This window comes from Erwinia tasmaniensis Et1/99 (assembly GCF_000026185.1).
GTDB lineage: Bacteria > Pseudomonadota > Gammaproteobacteria > Enterobacterales > Enterobacteriaceae > Erwinia > Erwinia tasmaniensis.
Window position 1 is genome coordinate 1841974 of the sequence record NC_010694.1, and the last position, 20359, is coordinate 1862332.

A 20359-nucleotide genomic window follows, 5' to 3' on the forward strand; every position below is an offset into this window, starting at 1 on the left:
AGCGAAAGCTATCCCGCTAATCTGCTATCAGGCTACGGGCCGCGCCACGATACTGCGGGTTTCCATGCGCACTTCAGCAATGGTTACCTCAATCAGATCGGTTACGCGATACGCCACTTCACCCTTAATTTGTACGCTGCCGTTTTCATTACTGCACACCATTTCATCACGCACCGCATGAATGAACGGGGCGGGAATAAAAGCCACGGCGCCGTTTTCCTGGAGGCGGACACGCATGCCGCCACGAGAAACGTCAATCACTTCAGCACTGAAACGCTGCTCGCTGCCGGCCGCTTTCTGCAGGAAACGTGAATACAGCCAGTCGCCAACATCGCGCTCCGCCATACGGTTCTGACGACGGCGTTCAGCCATCTTCAGCGACAGTTCATCGGCAGGGCGTGCACTCTGTTCGCCTTTGATAATCGCTTTCAGCAGGCGGTGGTTAACCATGTCGCCATACTTACGGATTGGCGACGTCCAGGTCGCATATGCCTCCAGGCCGAGACCAAAGTGCGGGCCTGGCGTGGTGCTGACTTCCGCAAATGACTGGAAGCGGCGGATACGGCTGTCGAGGAACTGTGTTGGCAGGGCATCGAGTTCGCGACGCAGATTGCGGAAACCCTCCAGCGTGGCAATCGCCAGCGGATCGGCGGTAACGCCGTGATTGGCCAGTACTGCCGCGGCCTGCTCGGCGTTGGCTTCGTCGAAGCCGAGGTGAACGTTATAGATGCCGAAGCCCAGCCTGTCGCGCAGCACGGTGGCAGCGCAAATGTTGGCGAGGATCATCGATTCTTCAACAATGCGGTTAGCAATGCGGCGATGTTCGGCAATAATATCCAGCACTTCGCCTTTCTCACCCAGCAGGAAGCGGAAGTCAGGGCGATCTTTGAACACCAAGGCATGCGCCTGACGCCACTCGCTGCGCGCCAGACAGAGGCGATTCAGCAGGCGGATCTGGTTGGCAATGGCCTCATTCTCCGGCTGCCATGCGCTGGAACCACCGGTTTCCAGCCAGTCGGAGACGTCGTTATAGGCCAGCTTCGCGTGCGATTCGATCCACGCGGCGAAGAACTGCACGTCGTCAGCGGGCGTACCGTCTGCGGCGAGGGTGATGCGGCAGGCCAGTACCGGACGGCGCTCATGTGGGCGCAGAGAGCAAATATCATCCGACAGCTGGCGGGGCAGCATCGGGATATTGAAGCCCGGCAGGTAGTTAGTGAAGGCGCGTTCAGCGGCCACGGCATCCAGCTTGCTGCCCACCGGCACGTAGGCGGTAGGATCGGCGATAGCGACGATCAGTTTCAGCGCACCGTTACCCGCGTCTTCCACATACAGCGCATCGTCCATATCTTCAGTGCTGGCACTGTCGATGGTGACAAACGGCAGAGAAGTGAGGTCTTCACGTTCCAGCTGTTCATCCAGCATTGATTGTGGCGTGGTGACATCCGGCGCTTCACGCTCCAGATTATGGCGTGACAACGTCACCCACCACGGCGCAAGGTGGTCTTCTGCCGTAGTAATAAATTCGGTCAGCTCGGCATAAAAGGTGCGATCGCCTTTCAGCGGATGGCGGCGCATTTCAGCCACTGCCCAATCGCCAGCCTGGAAGTCATGCTTCACGCTGCGCTCGGGGCGGCACTGAATGGCATCTTTCAACAGGGGATGGTCGGGAATAATCGACAGGCGATCGTCTTTCTTCTGCACGCGGCCGACAAAGCGCGTCAGGAACGGTTCAATCAGCGTTTCCGGATCGGCAACTTCGCGATCCTTATCGCTTTGAATAACCGCACTCACACGGTCACCGTGCATGACTTTTTTCATGAACGGTGGGGGAATAAAGTAACTTTTCTGCGCATCGACTTCTAAGAAGCCGAAACCTTTTTCAGTACCTTTTACCACACCCTCAACGCGCGGCGTCTGGGAGTGGAGCTTCTCTTTGAGCTGCGCGAGCAGCGGGTTATCCTGGAACATAATTTCAACAATTTTCGTGGCCTAAGAGCGGCAGACAGTTTTACGCGATTAACCGCTCCACGGCAAGTAAAAAGCCCGGCATCATCAGGCGATGCGTAGCCCGTCCACGACCGGCGACAGGGTGATTTTAACCGGGATCGATTTTGACGTCGGCGTGCCGCTGCCGTCGCCAAAGCTGGAGAGGGGAACCAGCGGATTTGTCTCCGGATAATAGGCGGCAAGATTACCGCGCGGAATGGCGTAAGGAACCAGCTTAAAGCCGCTAACCTTACGGGTAATACCATCATTCCACAGGGTTTCGATATCAACATCATCCCCGGCGGCGTATCCCAGTTCCGCTAAATCTTCCGGGTTGATAAACAACACCTCGCGCTGGCCATAGACTCCGCGATAGCGATCGTCCAACCCGTAAATCGTGGTGTTGTACTGATCGTGCGAGCGTAGGGTTTGCAGGGTGAAGGGAACGTCAACGTCCAGCTGCGGGAAAAGGGTCGCGGGCAGGGCGGGCGCGCTAAACTGCGCCTTCTCATTCAGGGTGTTGAAGCGCAGATCGGCGGCGGCATTGCCCAGATAGAAGCCGCCTTTAATATCGCAGCGGGTATTAAAATCGCTGAAGCCTGGGATGGTCGCGGCAATGTGATCGCGAATTTTATTGTAGTCATCCGCCAGCCCGAGCCAGTCAACTTTCTCGCTGCCCAGCACCGCATGAGCAATTCCGGCCACGATCCAGGTTTCAGAACGCTGGGTAGTGGCGATGGGCTTACCAACGCCTTCCGAAGCGTGCACCATGCTGAAAGAGTCTTCGACGGTGATAAACTGCGGACCGCTGGCCTGAATATCCTGCTCCGTGCGTCCAAGCGTCGGCAGGATAAGGGCATCCTGATTTCCGGGGCAAAGGTGGCTGCGGTTCAGCTTGGTACTGATTTGCACCGTCAGGCCGCAGCGCTTCAGCGCTTCTTCGGTGCGCGGGCTGTCCGGTGCGGCTGCCGCAAGATTGCCGCCAAGTGCAATAAGAACCTTGATCTCATCACGCAGCATCGCCTCCAGCGCCTGCACGGTGTTGTGACCGATTTCACGCGGGGGAGTAAAGGAGAAGTGCTCCCCGAGACTGTCAAGAAACGCCTTAGAGGGCTTTTCGTCAATCCCCATAGTGCGGTTGCCCTGCACATTACTGTGGCCGCGAACTGGACAGAGGCCCGCGCCTTTTTTTCCCAGTTGGCCAAACAGCAGCTGTAGGTTAACGATTTCGCGTACGGTATCGACGGAGTGCTTATGCTGGGTAATACCCATTGCCCAGGTACAAATCACCCGATCCGCGCTCTGATAAATCGCCGCCGCTTCGCGGATCTGTTCCTCGCTCAGGCCGGACTGTTTAACAATCTGCGGCCAGCCGGTGGCGTCAACCATTGCAAGATAGGCATCTACACCTTCGGTATTGGCCTGGATAAAGGCTTCATCGAAAAGCCCCTTTTCACCAGCAGCGATACGTGCGTGATGATTTTCAGCCAGCACTTTCACCATGCCGCGCACCGCCGCCATATCTCCGCCCAGATTAGGCTGGTAATAACTCGAACTGATAGTCCCCGATTTGCTGGTGACCACTTCCAGCGGCTTTTGCGGATCGGCGAAACGTTCAAGTCCACGTTCGCGCAGCGTATTAAAGGTGACGATTTTTGCTCCGTGATCGGCGGCATGACGCAGGCTGTGCAGCATACGTGGGTGGTTAGTGCCGGGATTCTGGCCGAAGACAAAAATAGCGTTGGCATGATCGAAATCATCAAGGCGGATCGTTCCTTTTCCCACTCCGATGCTGCGTTTCAGACCCGTGCCGCTGGCCTCGTGACACATGTTGGAGCAGTCGGGGAAGTTGTTACTGCCGTTCATACGGCCAAACAGCTGGTACAGCCATGACGCTTCATTACTGGCGCGGCCGGAGGTGTAAAGCTCCATTTGGTCAGGATTATCCATCGCTTTAATATGAGAAGCGATGAGCTCGAATGCCTCCTGCCAGCCGATGGGCTCATAGCGATCGGTTGCGCGGTTATAGCGCAGCGGCTCGGTCAGGCGGCCCTGATATTCCAGGAAATAGTCGCTTTGTTGATAGAGAGCCGATACGCTGTACTGAGCAAAAAATTCCGCACCGATATGGCGACGGGTTGCTTCCCAGGTCACCGCTTTTGCACCGTTTTCGCAGAAGCTGAAGGTACTTTTATTATCGTCACCCCACGCACAGCCGGGGCAGTCAAAACCTTTGGCTTTATTCATGCGCATCAGGTTACGCATGTTTTTTAACACTTCTTTGCTGTCGAAAACGAAACGGGTGGTGGCTTCCAACGAACCCCAGCCGCCCGCAGCGGCCTGGTAAGGCTTAATGGCTTGTTTAAATTTCATAATCTCGCAGGCTTATATTTATTTTTTTGTTAAAAAAATTAGTATTATTTTTTGCAATTCTGCGGTGTAAAAGGGGCATTGTCTAATTGATAGCGGAGATGGTGCGATAAGTTACGTTTATCGCGAAATGGGAAACGCCGGATGCGATGTAAAATCAACATCAGTAAATCAGACCTTCGTTGCTACCGCATTTGGTATACTGGATATCATGCGCGTAACGTGTCTCCCCCCTTAATTGGCCGACAGAAATATAATCACTATGGATATTAAACAGCTGATCTATCTGTGTAATTTAGAGCGTGAACGCCATTTTGGCCGCGCTGCCGAGGCCAGTTTTGTCAGTCAGCCTACGCTGTCCATGCGTTTAAAAAATCTTGAACGTGAATTAGGACTGTCGTTAATCAACCGCAGTAACAACTTTGCCGGTTTCACCCCGGAAGGTGAAAGAGTCCTGTCATGGGCACGTGAGATAGTTTCTGTCTATCAGGGGCTTAAGTTAGAGGTTGAATCACTCAAACATGGGGCCGGCGGTACGCTGCGTATCGGCGTTGTGCCCCAATGCAGTATTTCCCTGCCGGTTCTTCTTAAAGCGGTCAGTGAACGCTATTCACAGCTCGACTACCGCGTAGCGGTGCTCAGTGCCGACCAGCTGCTGGAAGCGCTTAACAGTCACACTGTCGATGTTGGCATCGGTTATTTTGAACCGGCAACCCTGCGCGAGCTGCACTTCCAGGCCGAGATGCTGGCGGATAGGGGGGTGGAACTGCTATACCATCCCTACTATTTTCCGCAGCTGGCGGGTGAAGCCTCTCTGGAACTGGTGGATATTGCCAGGCTACCGCTGTGTCTCGCTGAACAAACGCGCTATTTTCGTCGCTACATTGACAGCCATTTCCGTGATGCAGGCCTCAGCCTTCGAGTGGTGCTGGAAACGACCTCCGTGTTTCAGCTGTTGCAGGGTGTTCAGGTCGGGCTTGGCTGTCTGATCTCGCCGGTCGGCCATTTGCCGGAGCGGGTGCCCGGTGATTTACAACGCTGCCGCGTGGTGATACCGCCGATGTCAAGGCAGGGCGCCGTAGTGATCGCTGAACCGGGGCGCGCTACGCCACTGGCGCAGCATTTCTTCGATGAGGTACGCCGTTGGCTGACGGGCTAGCTAATGGTGATTGCTGGTGCCCAGCCCCTGCATCAGACGATTGCACCAGCTGCTCGCCGCCACGCTCAGGATAATACCGAAGACGTCCGCCAGCTTCAGCCCCGCATCCCTCAACGACTGAATATGTGCAGGGCTGACGCGTTCCGGTGTTCGCGTAAGATGAACGGCGAACTGAATGACCTCCTGCTGTTGCTTGTCGGCAGCGCCCAGTGCGCACTGAACGCTCTCCTTTAACGCATCGCGCAATCCTCCAGGTGAATACCGATTAAAGCAGATGCTGCTGCCGTTAATACGCGCGGTGACGGCTGCCGCTAAAGCAAGCTGTGGGTGATGGCCCTCGTCGGCCAGGCTGTCCAGAAGATGGCTCCATCCGGACAGTGTTTTCCCATCGTGTGCGAACAGCCGCGCAGCGACCTGCAGTTCGTTAAGCGGCTGACAGTGGGCAAGGGCATCCAGCTGGTCGGGCGCGGCATAGCGCATTTCCAGCGGGCTAATCAGCGGCTGCCAGTCGCCGTTGGAGGCAAAAATGCTGCTGTCGGCATCGGGAGGCACGCTCGCGCCCGGCATCCAGCGCACCGGTAGCGCCAGCAGGGCGTGGATACCCGCCACCACCCGCGCCTGGTAGCTGACAAAGCCGACAACCTGGCTCAAGCTGATAATATCGGGCGCGCTCAGACCAACATTGTCCAGACGCTGCACCGTTGCTGCATGGATGAGCGTTGGCTGGGTGGCCAGCTGGCGTACAAATTCGGTGATCTGCGTCAGGCGATGATTGCTCTCGCGGGAGGAATCAGGCCCCGGCAACGGATGAAGCCTGGCGGCATAGTGATTGCACAAGCGCTGTACGCCGGTGACCTGGGCTACCGTTAATGCACTGCTAAGGCGATCGTATAGCGTCAGCGTGTGGCTAAGCGTTGTCGGCAGAAAAGCAGGGAACAGCAGCTGATAAAGATGTCGGGAAGCCTGAAGGGCAGTCTGGTTTTGCAGCAGAATAGATTTGACTTCCCCTTCGACTCTCTCGGCCAGGCCAAGCAGAAAACGGTCTTCAATCGTCGCAGCTTCGGGAACCAGCGGGGCGCGCTGTGCGGGCAGGCTGGTCTGCGTTTCGTGATACCAGCAACTATTACCGGTAAAGCGGCGCTGTTCCATAAGCTTTCCTTTTCGAGTTAACGTGCACGCCGCGTGCTGGCTTTGCGAGGCGTATCTGATAAGCGGCCCTTATTGGCTGAATTATCCTGACGCAAGCCGTCGGCTGAAAGAAATAATCATCGGTACTATCAAATAGCTGGAAGGTATAAGCGGCGAAGTGTTCAGCGCGCATGGCTGACCGCCTGGCAGAGGAAATAAAAGCCGACGCCGGAGAGGATCAAGGTTGCCCCCTGCGGTGGCAACTCCCCAGAGTTACCCGGCTGGCGGCCGGGGGGGCCGCGGCAAAAAATAGCCGGGGGTAAGGTTTATTGATGTATTTGCCTGTTTAATGTCCGGCTACAGGGTTCAACGATTCGCCAAAATGGCTTGAAACCAGACGTTTAGTCAGTTCGTGTTGCGGCGAGGCGAGAACCGTGGCCGTGGCACCGCGCTCTACCACTTCGCCATGGTGCATCACCAGCACCTGGTCGCTGATATGTTTCATCATGCCCAGATGCTGGGTGACATAGACATAGGCTATGCCGTGCTTTTCCTGCAATTCCAGCATCAAGTTGATCAGCTGAGAGCGCATTGACATATCCAGCGCGGCCAGCGCTTCATCGGCCACAATCACCTTCGGTTGTAATATCAGCGCACGCGCCAGGCCGATGCGCTGTTTCTGGCCTGGTGCCAGCATGTGCGGATAGTAGGAGGCGTGGTCGGGCAGCAGGCCGACCTGGCGCAGGGTGGCGATAATGCGTTTTTCACGCGCCTCGCTTTCCAGTTCGGTATTAAGACGTAGCGGAAAATCAAGAATTTGGCTGATACGCTGCCGGGGATTGAGTGATGTCGAGGGGTCCTGAAAGATCATGCGGATACGCTGGCTACGCCAGGCGTAATCACCAAATTCCAGCTGACGACCGTCAATAGCTATGTTGCCATCAGACGGGGCGATCATGCCGCTGAGCATTTTTGCCAGCGTAGACTTGCCTGAACCATTTTCTCCGATAATAGCCAGCGTCTGGCGCGCCCCCAGGGTGAAACTGACGTTTTTTACCGCTTCGACATGCTGGCGTCGAAACAGCCCGGTACGGTAGCGAAAGGTTTTGCTCAGATTATTCACTTCCAGCAGCGTTTCACCCATTATTGGCTCTCCATATTGAGCGGAAAGTGACAGGCATAAAGATGATTTTTGGAGCCCGTCAGACGCGGCGTTTCGATACAGGTTTTCTGGGCATAGGGGCAACGCGGGCCAAGACGACATCCAATCGGCAAATGCTCCAGCGATGGGATCGCGCCCGGTAAGGTGTTCAGGCGGCTTTTGTGCGCCAGCGAGCGGCCAAAGTCGGGCATCGCGCGGATCAAAGCCTGGGTGTAAGGATGATGAGGTGCATTAATCAGCTCGTCGCTGAATGCGGTTTCTACCGTTTGCCCGCAATACATGACGTTAATCCTGTCTGCCCACTGGCTAAGCATTTGCAAATCGTGGCTTATCAACAAAATGGTGGTGTTATTATTCTGGTTCAGGCGCGCCAGCAGGCGAAAAATCTGTGCCTGGGTAGTGGGCTCCATCGCGTTGGTCGGCTCATCGGCGATCAGCAGCCGGGGCTGATTTGCCAGCGCCATAGCAATCATCACCTTTTGACACTCCCCATCGGTTAACTCGTAGGGATAACTGCTCATGATATCTTTATGATCTTTAATCCCCACCCGGTGCAGAAGCTCTATCGCCCGCCGATGACGCCAGTGAACGCGCTGATACCAGCGGCCTTTCCACGTCCATCCTGGAATAGCCTGTTTCAACTGGGTGCCGATACTCTCTGAAGGATCGAGGCATGACTGCGGCTCCTGAAAAATCATCGAGACATTGTGTCCGACGATTTTTCGTCGTTCGCGCGCCGAAAGATGCAGCAGATCGATATCGTTAAAGCGCATCCGGTCGGCGGTAATGCGCCAGTTATCTTTGGTAACGCCGCAGATAGCCTTAGCGATCAGGCTTTTGCCCGAACCGGACTCCCCGACCAGCCCCCTCACTTCCCCTTCGGTAAGCGTGATGCTCACGCGATCCACCACCTTAACCGGCCCGTCGGAGGTGATAATTTCGATCGTCAGGTTGCGAATATCAAGTAGCGGCATTATTCAACTCCAGCAACGATAGCGCGCCGGACCCCATCACCCAGCAGATTGACAATAAGTACGCTGAGCATAATAGCGGCACCCGGCAACATCACGGTCCAGGGCGCGACATAGATCAGCTCAAGAGAGTCGCCGAGCATCGCACCCCATTCGGGGGAGGGTAGCTGCGCGCCGAGATCGAGAAAACCGAGAGCGGCAATGTCCAGGATGGCTATCGACAACGCGCGGGTGAACTCGGTGACCAGCAGTGCAAGGATATTCGGTAAAATGGCATAGCGCAGGATCTGAAAGCTGCTGGCTCCGTCAAGACGAGCCGCCACCACATACTCCTTTTCCTGCTCATCGTGTACCGCCGTATAAATAGCGCGAACCAGGCGAGGCAGCAGGCCGAGGAACACGGCCAGCATGGCATGCTCCAGCTTTGGCCCTAAAAATGCCACAACAATGATGGCCAACAGCAGGGAAGGTATCGATAGCAGGGTGTCCAGCACATGGTTGAGCAGCGCCGACCGCAGTCCACGTGTCAGTCCGGCCATGACGCCGATCAGCATGGCGCAGCAGGCAGAAACTAGCGTAACGATAATCGCCGAACCTACCGTTGGTGCCGCTCCGCTTAACAGCCGGCTAAGCAGGTCGCGGCCCAGATCGTCAGTGCCGAGAAAAAAAGAAACGTCGCCATAACGTGACCATGAAGGCGGGAGCAGCTGGTAGCCGAGAAACTGCTGATCGATACCGTAAGGGGACAGCAAAGCCCCGAAAACGGCCAGAATCAGCAGGGCCGCAAAGGCGTAAAAGGCCACCATCGAGAGGGTATTGCGATAGAACAGCCCCCAGGTATGGCGAAATGGGCTGGGTGGTCGGCGCTCTGAATAGATATTATCGGATGGCATACAGTTCCTTATGCTTCAGGGGGTTCGTCATGGCACCCAAAATATCGGACAGCACGTTGACGGCGATGACCAGCCCACCCACCACCATCACCCCGGCAGAAATCGCGGCATAATCCTGCTGGCGGATGGCGTTAATCAGCCAGCGTCCCAGCCCCGGCCAGCTGAACACCATCTCGGTGATCATCGCCAACGTCAGCATGGTGGAAAACTGTAAGCCCAGGCGGGGGATCACCGGGGGCAGTGCATTATGCAGCACGTGACGGCGAATAATGGTCATTAACGACAGCCCGCGCGTTGCTGCTGCCTTCACATAGTTTTGCTGCATGACATCACGCGTACTGAGGCGCAGCAGTCGAATCACCTCGGTGGTCGGTGCCACCGCCAGCGCGATGACCGGCAGCACCATGTGCTGCAATGCGCTGATAACCATTTCGCGGCGCCACGGCGAATCAGAGAACCACGCGTCGATGAGCGCAAACCCGGTTACATGCTTCACTGGATATAACAGGTCAAAACGCCCGGAAACCGGTAACCAGCCGAGATTGAGCGAGAAAAACAGGGTTAACAGCAGCGCCAGCCAAAAAACCGGTAACGAAAAACCTAACAGCGCCAGTGCGCTGATGGCCGTGTCCTGCCATTTGTTACGCATCACTCCTGCGGTAATGCCCAGCGGGATCCCGATCGCCATGGCCAGCGTGAAGGCCATCAGACAAAGCTCCAGCGTGGCCGGAAACACTTCCCGAAGCTGTTGGTTGATAGACTGACCGTTAATGCTCGACACGCCAAAATCGAGCTGCAAAATGCCCTTATACCAGAACAGCAGGGCATCCGGCAGGGAGGCGCCCTGCAAGGGTGCATGCGGGGTGAAGTAACTCAGGCTGAAGCCGAGCAGCGTCAACATAAATAACGTGATAACGAACAGCACCAGGCGGCGCAGACTATAGATGATCACCGTGATTTCTCCTCGCCGTCATCGCGATAAACGCCGGCAAATGACGCGTTTCCAAACGGGCTGAGCACCAGGCCTTTTATATCATAGCGGTAAGCCTGTAGACGCAAGGAGTAGGCGAGCGGCAGTACCGGTAACTCCTGTGCCAGCAGCATTTGCGCCTGGTCATAATAGTCGATGCGTTTTGCCAGCTGCTGTGACAGGAGCGCTTTGTGCAGCAGTCCATCAAAGCCGGGATGGCACCAGTGGGCATAGTTCGTCTGAGAAGCGATCGCCGCGCAGCTGAGCAGAGGGCGGAAAAAGCTGTCCGGGTCATTGCTGTCGGTGGCCCAACCGGTTAGCGTCAGATCATGGTTCATCTCCATCAGTCTCGCCTCCTGAAAACGGCCTTCAACCTGCACGATGGTAACCGTGACGCCAATTTGTGCCAGGTCTGCCTGGATAAGCTCTGCCGTTTTCAGCGGGCTGGGGTTCCAGGCTTGCGAAGCGGAGGGGACCCACAGCGTCAGGTTCAGGTCGTTAACCCCCAGCGCCTCTAGCTCCTGACGCGCCTGTGCCGGATTATAAGAGGTGACGTGCGCTTCGGTATCATAAGCCCAGGATGCACGAGGTAAAATCGATGCGGCCGTTTCCGCCGTGCCGTAATAAATCGATGTCATTAAACGTTCGTTGTTGATCGCCAGCGCCAGCGCCTGACGTACCTTAGGGTTGTCGAGGGGGGCCTTGCGGGTATTAAATGCCAGATAGGCGATATTCATTCCGGGCCGCAAGGTCAGGCGCAGACGCGGGTCGTCGCGCAGGATCGAGAGCTGGCTTGCCGCCGGATAAGCCAGCACATCACACTCCCCGGTAAGCAGTTTTGATAACCGGCCCGTACCGCCTGCACTGATATCAACCACCACCTGTGACATACGCGGCTGGCCTTTCCAATAGCCGTCGTGACGTTGCAAACGGATATACTGCCCGCCCCGGTAGTCATTAAGCATAAACGGGCCGGTCCCTACCGGCTGGCGGTCGATCAGTTCCGGATGGTCCACCTTGCTTAATCGTTCGGCGTATTCTTGCGACAGCACGGGAGCGTAGTGCGTAGCGAGATGCCAGAGAAAAGAGGCGTCGGGGCTGTTAAGGCGGATCTCCACGGTGCTGTTATTCAGCTTTTTGACGCTCTGTACCGCATCGACAAACTGCAGGCTGTCAAAGTAGGGGTAGTTACCGCCATTCACATTATGCCAGGGATGATGACGGTCAAAGACCCGTGCGAAGCTGAACACCACATCGTCAGCGTTCATCGGCCGCGTGGGGGCAAACCACGGAGTGTGTTGGAAAGAAACGTGCTGACGCAGATAAAAGCGGTAGGTTGCGCCATCATCGAGGACTTCCCAGCTTTCCGCCAGCTCCGGGATCAGGCGATAGGTGTAAGGATCGACGTCAAGCAGCCGGTCGTAGAGTTGCGCTGCCAGCGTATCGACCACCAGTCCACCGCTGGCCAGCTGCGGATTAAACGTATTGATTACGCCGTTTACGCAATACACGAAGCCGCTCTGGCGAATATCGCCGGGCGAGGTAGACCAGGCCGGGGTGCTTAGCGCACACAGGGCGAAAAGCAATAGAGGGAATAATTTGCGCATAACTCTTCTGATATTTCAGACAATAAACCTAGTGTAACTCACTCAATGCCCGCACCCAAAGTTTGCAGACGCAAATGCCTTTTTTTCCTTTGGTCGGTGGGGGGGGATCGGGCCAATAGACTCACAGTGGCTACGGGAATGAGAAGAATTCTCAATAAACTGCTTTACAAGCAGTATTGAGAATGATTATTATTCCGTTGCTGCGTATCGGTGGCTCTACCGCTAAACAGCACGACATTGCTCACATTGCTTCCAGTATTTTTAGCCCGCCTTGCGCGGGCTTTTTTTCGATATGCCGGTTCAATTTATTGGGATCATCGGCCGAAAATGACAGTCGCTGATGGACCTCATTTATCCAGATAAAACACCTTGACCCTGGTCGGGACACGATGATATTAGTGGTTGCGTAACGTGACTAATTTTAATATTGACCTTGCCCACCGAAAAATTAAAGTCTCACTATGGATAAAAGGAAATGAACCCTGTTTTTTTTAAAAAATCATCTGCCATATTAAGTTTGCCGCTAACAATATTATCTGTCTCTTTTTCATCGATGCGAATCATTGGCGAGCATAACTCCCTTGTTGACGTTTTTTTATCAGTAATAATTTTCCTTGGTTTTATAGGTTTATTCAAAATAATAATAAGCCTGACATGCTGGTTCAACGGAAAGAGCAGTTAATATCTTATTCTAAAAAGGAATTTTAAATGAAAGCATTAACACAAGTAGAAATACTCTCTGTTTACGGTGGGGATGGTGGGGCTCCAGCAACTCCCGCCAACGCCGTTGGAACCGCAGTGATCATTGGCGCTATGAGTACAATCGCTTTAGGTGCTGCCACAGGTTCCCCTGTGGGCCCTGTTGGTATGATTATAGGCGGCGTTACTGCCGGCATATTAACTGCCGTTGGTTCAAATATTGGCGGCGGTGGTCGACAGTGCCGAATCCATGCTGGATATCAGTTCTGTGATTGATAATTTGTATTAAAAGGTTGGACGATCGCACTGCTAATGGCCCAACCATTTTTAGCATCTGAAAAAGGGCTAATAATCTTCAGGTTATTAATCATCACCTATCTAAAGTCTCATATTATCGTTCAAGTCAATCTTCTGTTTTCACTTGTGGCGGTGATATTCTCTAAAACCGAAACGCGGTACATGCCGCTGCATGCATGATGGCGAATTCAGTCACTATCGCTGCGGATCGCCTCACCTGGCTACTCCTCATCAAACTGAATGTGATGCTTCTTAAGCATTGCCCTTAGCTGATGATAGGTCACGCCCAACAGTTCTGCGGCCCGGCGTTGATTAAAGCGCGCCTGGGTCAGCGCTTGCTCAACCAACCTCTTTTCCTGCTGGTACTGCCAGTGGCGCAGATCGAGCGGCAAAACAGGTATAGCGTCGGCATCCGGTGGCGTTGGCGGCTCAATACTGCTGCGTTGGAAAGGATCGATAATGATGGTATTCAAAGCCTCTTCGCTGTCCGCATGGCGATAGACTGAACGTTCCACCACATTTTTCAGCTCACGGACGTTTCCCGGCCAGCCGTATTCCAGCAGCTGTTTCTCTGCGGTGGGGGAGAACCCCGTAAACAGTGGCAGCCCCAGCTCTCTGCACATCTGAATAGCAAAATGCTGCGCCATCACCAGGATATCGCTCCGGCGTTCGCGTAATGGAGGGAGCTGGACAACATCAAACGCCAGGCGGTCCAGCAGATCGGCGCGGAACCGACCTTCCTGCGCCAATTTGGGTAAATCGGCGTTGGTGGCGCAAACCAGTCGGACGCTAACCTGCAAAGGCTGGCTACCACCAACCCGTTCAAGGTGGCCGTATTCAATTACCCGCAGCAGCTTTTCCTGCACCAGCATCGGCGCGGTTGCCAGCTCGTCGAGAAAGAGCGTGCCGCCATCGGCGCGCTCAAAGCGCCCCAGATGACGTTTCTGCGCGCCGGTAAATGCGCCGGCTTCATGACCAAAAAGCTCGGAATCCAGCAGGTTTTCATTCAGGGCGGCACAATTTAAGGAGATAAAGGGTCCCTGCCAGCGCTCCGACAGATAGTGTAAACGACTGGCGATTAACTCTTTACCGGTTCCGCGTTCGCCAATCACCAACACCGGCTTAGTAAGCCGCGCCAGCCTCGAGACCTGCTCCAGCACCTCAATAAAATTATTTGATTCACCAATCAGATTATCCACGTTCTCTACTGTCATCAAATTCACCAAATTTTAGTGATAATAACCATCTTATTCACTTCCGAAACGGTTGTAAAGTTGATCTATGGTTGAAAATCAATGAGATAAAAACTGGCACGCTATTTGTATTATCTCTTTAGCCAAAAGGCACATTGCCTGACACCAGACTAAAAGAGGATTTTAATTATGGGTATATTTTCCCGTTTTGCCGACATCGTTAATGCCAACATCAACTCTCTGCTGGAGAAAGCGGAAGATCCGCAGAAGCTGGTTCGACTGATGATCCAGGAAATGGAAGACACGCTGGTTGAGCTGCGCTCCACTTCTGCACGAGCGCTGGCGGAGAAAAAGCAGCTGCTGCGTCGAACCGGACAGGCCGAAAGCCAGCAGTCCGAATGGCAGCATAAGGCCGAACTGGCGTTGTACAAAGAGAAAGAAGATCTGGCGCGTGCTGCTTTGATGGAAAAACAGAAACTGACTGACCTGATCGCCGCTTTGCAGCAGGAAGCCAGCCAGGTAGAAGAGAGCCTGACACGTCTTAAAGGTGAAATCGGTGAGCTGGAAAATAAGCTGGCTGAGACAAGGGCACGCCAGCAGGCGCTGACGCTTCGCCACCAGGCGGCCTCGACCTCACGGGATGTGCGCCGTCAGCTTGACAGTGGCAAACTGGATGAGGCCATGGCACGCTTCGAGTCTTTCGAGCGCCGTATCGATCATATGGAAGCAGAAGCCGAGAGCCAAAGCTTTGGCAAACAAAAAAATCTCGATCGGCAGTTTGCAGAATTGCAGGCGGATGATGAAATCAGTAAACAGCTTGCCGCACTGAAAGCGAAGCTGAATCGTAACGACAGTGAGTAATTATTAGGCAGGGCATCCGTCGAGATGCCCGTGAACTTAAGCCAGCTAATTCAAGGAGAGTGAATGAGCGCGTTATTTCTTGCCATACCTTTAACCATCTTTGTGCTGTTTGTTGCGCCGATCTGGTTATGGTTGCACTACACTAACCGACACAATGGCGGCGCTGAGCTGTCGCAAAATGAACTGCAACGTCTGCAGCAGCTGACCGTTGATGCGCGTAAAATGCGTGAACGCATTCAGGCGCTGGAAGCTATACTTGATGCCGAGCATCCGAGCTGGAGGCAGCCATGAGTCAGAAGAAGCTTTACCGTATTCCGCAGCAGGGTAAGGTAAAAGGAGTCTGCGCGGGGATCGCCGATTATCTGAATATCCCGGTGCGGCTGGTGCGGGTTATCGTGGTGCTGTCGATGATATTCGGACTGTTTGTTTTTACGCTGGTGGCTTACTTCGCACTGGCGATGGTTCTGGATGAGAAGCCATTCGGCGAGCAGGGTGAGGATCAATCGCCCAGCGCTCACCAGCTACTAGACCAGTTAAGTTATGAACTTAACGGCGGGGAGCAGCAGCTGCGGCAGGTTGAGCGCTACGTGACTTCCGAAACGTTCAGCGTACGCAGTCGCTTCAGCCAGCTTTAACCTTAAGGGGTAATAAGATGCGTAACATAAAACGACATGCGCCGGCGCTCAAAAAAGCCGGTAAATTTATTCTGATCAACGCCATTACCTACGGCCCGGCGGGGCTAAGCGGCTGGGCGGTGAAGTCGGTTGCTCGTAAGCCGCTCAAAATCGTTCTGGCCTGGGCGCTGGAACCGCTTATTCGCCGCGTGATCAAAGGAGCCAGCTCTCGCTGGGTCAAACCCTGATCGATTGACGACATCACCCGATAAGGCATCATCGCCACCGATGAAAAGACTACAAAATGAATTGCTGTCTCTGGTCAATCGCGGCGTGGATCGCCATCTGCGTTTAGCGGTTACCGGACTGAGCCGTAGCGGCAAAACCGCTTTTATCACTTCGCTGGTTAACCAACTGCTTAATGTCAATACCGGCGCGCGCCTGCCGCTGTTCTCGGCCGCGCGTGAACAGCGCCTGCTCGGCGTTAAACGCGTTGCCCAGCGCGATCTTGGCCTGACTCGCTTTACCTATGATGAAGGGCTGGCACAGCTGTACGGCACGCCGCCAAACTGGCCAACGCCAACGCGCGGCGTCAGTGAAATGCGTCTTGAGCTGCGCTATCGCTCGCGTGATTCGCTGCTGCGTCACTTTAAAGACACCTCAACGCTCTATCTTGAAATCGTCGACTATCCGGGAGAATGGCTGCTGGACCTGCCCATGCTGGCGCAGGATTACCTCAGCTGGTCACGCCAGATGACCGGACTTTTGCAGGGGGATCGTGCCGTCTGGGCGCAGCGCTGGCAGCAGCTGTGCGCCGGGCTGGATCCGTTTGCTCCCGCTGACGAAAATCGGCTGGCTGAGATCGCCGCCGCCTGGACGGAATATTTACAGCAGTGTAAGCAGGAAGGTTTACATTTTATTCAGCCGGGGCGGTTCGTGCTGCCCGGAGAGATGGCGGGCGCACCGGCCCTGCAATTTTTCCCGTGGCCAACGGTAGAAGAGGGGGCGGAAACGCGGTTAATGCAGACTGACGCCTCGAGCAATATCGGCACGCTTCGCGCGCGCTACCAATACTATTGTCAACACGTTGTGAAGGGCTTTTATAAAAACCACTTCCTGCGTTTTGATCGACAAATCGTGCTTGTCGACTGCCTGCAACCTCTCAACGGCGGGCCGCAGGCGTTTAACGATATGCGTCTGGCGCTGACGCAACTGATGCAGAGCTTCTCATACGGCCAGCGTACCCTGTTTCGCCGTCTTTTTTCACCGGTTATCGACAAGCTGATGTTTGCCGCGACTAAAAGTGACCATGTCACCTCCGATCAGCACGCCAACCTGGTTTCATTGCTACAACAGCTGGTGCAGGATGCCTGGCAAAACGCCGCTTTTGAAGGGATCAGCATGGATTGCGTGGGCCTGGCCTCGGTGCAGGCCACACAGAGCGGTCGGGTCGATCATCAGGGAGAGAGTATCCCGGCGCTGCGTGGTCACCGGCTGGCGGATAATCATGAGCTGACGGTTTATCCGGGTGAAGTTCCTGCCCGCCTGCCCGGCAGCGCATTCTGGCAAGAACAGGGTTTTCATTTTGAACAGTTTCGCCCGCAGGATGTCGATATCGATCGTCCTTTGCCGCATATCCGTATGGACGCCGCGCTGGAATTTTTACTGGGAGATAAGCTGCGATGAACGCACCGATTAAACCACGCATCGATTTTGCCCAGCCGCTCAAGGAAGAGCAGGCAGCGGCCATGCGCCCGCCGCAGGCGTTTGTCGACCGGCAGGATCGTTTTATTGCCGCAGATCCCGAGCTGGAAGCCGCACCTGAAGGTGCTGGCGAGCAGGCCGTGGAAGCCGCTCTGCGGCCGAAACGCAGCCCGTGGCGTAAAATGGTTACCGCTGGACTGGGCCTGTTTGCCGTCAGCGTTATTGCCCAGGGCGTGCAGGGGGTCTATCACGCCTGGCTAGCGCAAGACTGGATTGCGCTGGGAGGCGGTGCGGCTGGCGTACTGATCGTGGCCGCCGGGGCCGGGTCATTGATAAGCGAATGGCGTCGCCTGTACCGTCTGCGCGCGCGCGCTGAAGAGCGTGATGTGGCGCGTGAGCTACTGGCCAGTCACAGTATCGGCAAGGGTCGTGCCTTCTGTGAGAAGCTGGCGCAGCAGGCGGAGCTGGAAGCGGGACATCCGGCGCTGCAACGCTGGAAGGCATCCCTGCATGAAACCCATAACGATCGTGAAGTGGTCGCGCTGTATGCGCAGCTGGTACAGCCGGCGCTGGACGCTCAGGCACGACGTGAGATCAGTCGTTACGCCGCAGAGTCAACGCTGATGATTGCCGTCAGTCCGCTCGCGCTGGTGGATATGGCGTTTATCGCCTGGCGCAACCTGCGGCTGGTCAATCGTATTGCCGCGCTATACGGCATAGAACTTGGCTATTTTAGCCGTATCAGGCTTTTCCGCATGGTGTTATTGAACATGGCCTTTGCCGGCGCGTCAGAGCTGGTCAGTGAAGTGGGTATGGACTGGATGTCACAAGATATTGCCGCCCGACTCTCAACCCGTGCGGCGCAGGGAATAGGTGCCGGTCTGTTAACCGCCCGGCTCGGCATTAAGGCGATGGAGCTGTGCCGGCCGCTGCCGTGGCTGGAAGGAGACAAACCACGGCTTGGAGACTTCCGACGTGAACTGATGGCCCAGCTGAAGGAAAGCCTGCAACGTAACGATAAAAAAGCGCAGTAGACGAACTGTCAACTTTCCATGACAGAGTGCTTCTGGCCCGGCGAGGGATAGCGTATTATCTGCGGATACGTTCTGCACTGTGATAAAAAGGGTTAACACGCATGCGTCTTGAAGTTTTTTGCCAGGACCGAATTGGCCTGACCCGCGAACTGCTGGACCTGCTGGTCGAACGCAGCATCGATCTACGCGGCATTGAAATTTCCGCCATGGGTCGCATCTATCTCAACTTTTCTAATCTTGGTTTTGACTCGTTCAGCCAGCTGATGGCGGAGATCCGTCGTATTGCCGGCGTGACCGACGTTCGCACCGTCTCCTATCTGCCTTCGGAACGTGAACATCGAGCGCTGAGCGCGCTGCTGGTCGCCCTGCCGGAGCCGGTTTTTTCAATCGATCTGAAAAGTAAGATTGAGCTCGCTAATCCTGCCGCGCAGGCGCTGTTTGCCCTTAACGAAGAAAAAATGCGCAATCATAACGCCGGCTCGCTGATTTCCAGCTTCAACTTCCAGCGCTGGCTGGAGAGTGAACGCATCGAGCCGCAGGCCCACCACGTGGTGCTTCAGGGGCGAGATTTTCTGATGGAGGTGACGCCCGTCTATGCGCAGGATGAAGGGGAGGCTGCCCCGAATCCGGTGGGTGGCGTGGTGCTGCTCAAGTCAACGGCGCGCATGGGTCAGCAGTTGCAAAAGCTGGCGGTCAACGATGACTCAGATTTTCAGCATATCGTCGCGGTTAGCCCGAAGATGCGCCAGGTCGTCGACCAGGCCCGTAAGCTGGCGATGCTGGATGCCCCGCTGCTGATCGTCGGGGATACCGGCACGGGGAAAGATATGCTGGCGGCGGCCTGCCATATGCGCAGCGCACGGGGTAAAAAGCCGTTCCTTGCCCTCAACTGCGCCTCACTGCCTGATGATGTTGCGGAAAGTGAGCTGTTTGGCCACGCGGCGGGAGCCTATCCCAATGCCCTACAGGGGAAAAAAGGCTTTTTCGAGCAGGCGAGCGGAGGTTCGGTGCTGCTGGATGAAATTGGCGAAATGTCCCCACGCATGCAGACCAAACTGCTGCGCTTTCTTAATGACGGCACTTTCAGGCGCGTAGGCGAAGAGCATGAGGTGCACGTTGACGTTCGCGTGATCTGCGCTACGCAGAAGAATCTGCTGGAACTGGTTCAACGCGGTGACTTCCGTGAAGACCTGTTTTATCGACTGAACGTGCTGACGCTTACGTTGCCGCCGCTGCGCGATCGACCGCAGGATATTTTGCCGCTCACGGAAATGCTGGTAGCGCGCTTTGCTGATGAGTTGGGGGTGGCGCGGCCTAAACTGTCTTCACAGCTGAATGCGTTTCTCACTCGCTACACCTGGCCTGGCAACGTGCGGCAGCTGAAGAACTCGCTTTATCGGGCGTTAACCCAGCTTGAAGGCACTGAACTGCGGCCGCAGGATATAGTGTTGCCGGACCACGTCATGGCGCTGACTTCAGGAGATGAGGCGATCGAGGGCTCGCTGGATGAAATCACCAGCCGGTTTGAGTGCTCGATATTGACCCGGCTTTATCTCTCCTATCCCAGCACGCGTAAATTGGCAAAACGGTTGGGCGTGTCCCACACTGCCATTGCCAATAAGCTGCGTGAGTATGGCATCAGCCAAAAGAAAAGCCGCGAAGACTAGAACACCGGTTGTGCCGAAGAGGCTGATAAAGGGCGACCATC

Annotated in this window: 18 protein-coding genes; 9 read left to right on the forward strand and 9 right to left on the reverse strand. The window is 55.3% G+C overall.

The genetic code is table 11. The annotated features are described in order from the left end of the window. Positions 1–27 precede the first annotated feature (27 nt). Together ETA_RS09255 and ETA_RS09260 are read right to left on the reverse strand one after the other, a co-directional pair. Complete coding sequence (locus ETA_RS09255; protein WP_012441367.1) at positions 28–1971, reverse strand: exoribonuclease II; 1944 nt, start codon at positions 1969–1971, stop codon at positions 28–30. A gap of 84 nt (positions 1972–2055) precedes the next feature. After that, positions 2056–4362 (reverse strand): FdhF/YdeP family oxidoreductase, encoded by a 2307-nt coding sequence (locus ETA_RS09260; protein ID WP_012441368.1) that lies wholly within the window; start codon positions 4360–4362, stop codon positions 2056–2058. 259 nt (positions 4363–4621) lie between these two features. Between ETA_RS09260 and ETA_RS09265 the strand changes: the two genes are divergently transcribed. After that, positions 4622–5518, forward strand: coding sequence for a LysR family transcriptional regulator (locus ETA_RS09265; RefSeq protein WP_012441369.1), 897 nt, complete (start codon positions 4622–4624; stop codon positions 5516–5518). Here ETA_RS09265 and ETA_RS09270 read toward each other — a convergent pair whose 3' ends face one another. The 6 genes from ETA_RS09270 to sapA all read right to left on the reverse strand — a co-directional run bounded on the left by ETA_RS09270 (position 5519) and on the right by sapA (position 12249). Then, positions 5519–6667 carry a CMD domain-containing protein gene (locus tag ETA_RS09270; protein WP_012441370.1) on the reverse strand — a complete coding sequence of 383 codons (1149 nt, stop codon included), beginning with the start codon at positions 6665–6667 and terminating at the stop codon, positions 5519–5521. Between the two features lie 325 nt (positions 6668–6992). Next, complete coding sequence (gene sapF, locus ETA_RS09280; protein WP_012441371.1) at positions 6993–7790, reverse strand: putrescine export ABC transporter ATP-binding protein SapF; 798 nt, start codon at positions 7788–7790, stop codon at positions 6993–6995. After that, a complete protein-coding gene (sapD, locus tag ETA_RS09285; protein WP_012441372.1) occupies positions 7790–8782 on the reverse strand; it encodes a putrescine export ABC transporter ATP-binding protein SapD in 993 nt (330 codons plus the stop codon). The genes sapF and sapD overlap by 1 nt, the downstream gene beginning before the upstream one ends. Further along, positions 8782–9672, reverse strand: coding sequence for a putrescine export ABC transporter permease SapC (gene sapC / locus ETA_RS09290; protein ID WP_012441373.1), 891 nt, complete (start codon positions 9670–9672; stop codon positions 8782–8784). The genes sapD and sapC overlap by 1 nt, the downstream gene beginning before the upstream one ends. After that, positions 9659–10624, reverse strand: a complete 966-nt coding sequence (gene sapB, locus ETA_RS09295) for a putrescine export ABC transporter permease SapB (RefSeq protein ID WP_012441374.1) — start codon at positions 10622–10624, stop codon at positions 9659–9661. The genes sapC and sapB overlap by 14 nt, the downstream gene beginning before the upstream one ends. Then, on the reverse strand, positions 10621–12249 hold the full coding sequence (sapA, locus tag ETA_RS09300; protein ID WP_012441375.1) for an ABC transporter substrate-binding protein SapA: 1629 nt from the start codon (positions 12247–12249) through the stop codon (positions 10621–10623). The genes sapB and sapA overlap by 4 nt, the downstream gene beginning before the upstream one ends. 708 nt (positions 12250–12957) lie before the next feature. Between sapA and ETA_RS09305 the strand changes: the two genes are divergently transcribed. Then, positions 12958–13224, forward strand: a complete 267-nt coding sequence (locus ETA_RS09305) for a hypothetical protein (RefSeq protein ID WP_049778752.1) — start codon at positions 12958–12960, stop codon at positions 13222–13224. 242 nt (positions 13225–13466) lie between these two features. Here ETA_RS09305 and pspF read toward each other — a convergent pair whose 3' ends face one another. After that, positions 13467–14459 carry a phage shock protein operon transcriptional activator gene (gene pspF, locus ETA_RS09310; RefSeq protein ID WP_012441377.1) on the reverse strand — a complete coding sequence of 331 codons (993 nt, stop codon included), beginning with the start codon at positions 14457–14459 and terminating at the stop codon, positions 13467–13469. A gap of 168 nt (positions 14460–14627) precedes the next feature. On the opposite strand from pspF, the gene pspA reads away from it, so the two are divergent. The 7 genes from pspA to tyrR all read left to right on the forward strand — a co-directional run bounded on the left by pspA (position 14628) and on the right by tyrR (position 20318). Further along, entirely contained in the window at positions 14628–15299 is a 672-nt protein-coding gene (gene pspA / locus ETA_RS09315) for a phage shock protein PspA (RefSeq protein ID WP_012441378.1), read from the forward strand. A gap of 63 nt (positions 15300–15362) precedes the next feature. Then, entirely contained in the window at positions 15363–15590 is a 228-nt protein-coding gene (pspB, locus tag ETA_RS09320) for an envelope stress response membrane protein PspB (RefSeq protein WP_012441379.1), read from the forward strand. Then, positions 15587–15934, forward strand: a complete 348-nt coding sequence (pspC, locus tag ETA_RS09325) for an envelope stress response membrane protein PspC (RefSeq protein ID WP_012441380.1) — start codon at positions 15587–15589, stop codon at positions 15932–15934. Before pspB ends, pspC begins: the two co-directional genes overlap by 4 nt. A 17-nt stretch (positions 15935–15951) precedes the next feature. Beyond that, entirely contained in the window at positions 15952–16161 is a 210-nt protein-coding gene (gene pspD, locus ETA_RS09330) for a phage shock protein PspD (protein ID WP_012441381.1), read from the forward strand. A gap of 40 nt (positions 16162–16201) precedes the next feature. Continuing rightward, a complete protein-coding gene (locus tag ETA_RS09335) occupies positions 16202–17599 on the forward strand; it encodes a YcjX family GTP-binding protein (protein ID WP_012441382.1) in 1398 nt (465 codons plus the stop codon). Beyond that, positions 17596–18651: a YcjF family protein gene (locus tag ETA_RS09340; RefSeq protein WP_012441383.1), complete on the forward strand. Its 1056-nt coding sequence runs from the start codon at positions 17596–17598 to the stop codon at positions 18649–18651. Before ETA_RS09335 ends, ETA_RS09340 begins: the two co-directional genes overlap by 4 nt. Before the next feature lie 101 nt (positions 18652–18752). After that, positions 18753–20318, forward strand: coding sequence for a transcriptional regulator TyrR (gene tyrR, locus ETA_RS09345; RefSeq protein ID WP_012441384.1), 1566 nt, complete (start codon positions 18753–18755; stop codon positions 20316–20318). The last annotated feature ends 41 nt before the right edge of the window (positions 20319–20359 follow it).

Coding starts and splice junctions, on each gene's coding strand:
- ETA_RS09255 (WP_012441367.1), bottom strand. CDS start 1,971: ATGTTCCAGGATAACCCGCTGCTCGCGCAGCTCAAAGAGAAGCTCCAC.
- ETA_RS09260 (WP_012441368.1), bottom strand. CDS start 4,362: ATGAAATTTAAACAAGCCATTAAGCCTTACCAGGCCGCTGCGGGCGGC.
- ETA_RS09265 (WP_012441369.1), top strand. CDS start 4,622: ATGGATATTAAACAGCTGATCTATCTGTGTAATTTAGAGCGTGAACGC.
- ETA_RS09270 (WP_012441370.1), bottom strand. CDS start 6,667: ATGGAACAGCGCCGCTTTACCGGTAATAGTTGCTGGTATCACGAAACG.
- sapF (WP_012441371.1), bottom strand. CDS start 7,790: ATGGGTGAAACGCTGCTGGAAGTGAATAATCTGAGCAAAACCTTTCGC.
- sapD (WP_012441372.1), bottom strand. CDS start 8,782: ATGCCGCTACTTGATATTCGCAACCTGACGATCGAAATTATCACCTCC.
- sapC (WP_012441373.1), bottom strand. CDS start 9,672: ATGCCATCCGATAATATCTATTCAGAGCGCCGACCACCCAGCCCATTT.
- sapA (WP_012441375.1), bottom strand. CDS start 12,249: ATGCGCAAATTATTCCCTCTATTGCTTTTCGCCCTGTGTGCGCTAAGC.
- ETA_RS09305 (WP_049778752.1), top strand. CDS start 12,958: ATGAAAGCATTAACACAAGTAGAAATACTCTCTGTTTACGGTGGGGAT.
- pspF (WP_012441377.1), bottom strand. CDS start 14,459: ATGACAGTAGAGAACGTGGATAATCTGATTGGTGAATCAAATAATTTT.
- pspA (WP_012441378.1), top strand. CDS start 14,628: ATGGGTATATTTTCCCGTTTTGCCGACATCGTTAATGCCAACATCAAC.
- pspB (WP_012441379.1), top strand. CDS start 15,363: ATGAGCGCGTTATTTCTTGCCATACCTTTAACCATCTTTGTGCTGTTT.
- pspC (WP_012441380.1), top strand. CDS start 15,587: ATGAGTCAGAAGAAGCTTTACCGTATTCCGCAGCAGGGTAAGGTAAAA.
- pspD (WP_012441381.1), top strand. CDS start 15,952: ATGCGTAACATAAAACGACATGCGCCGGCGCTCAAAAAAGCCGGTAAA.
- ETA_RS09335 (WP_012441382.1), top strand. CDS start 16,202: ATGAAAAGACTACAAAATGAATTGCTGTCTCTGGTCAATCGCGGCGTG.
- ETA_RS09340 (WP_012441383.1), top strand. CDS start 17,596: ATGAACGCACCGATTAAACCACGCATCGATTTTGCCCAGCCGCTCAAG.
- tyrR (WP_012441384.1), top strand. CDS start 18,753: ATGCGTCTTGAAGTTTTTTGCCAGGACCGAATTGGCCTGACCCGCGAA.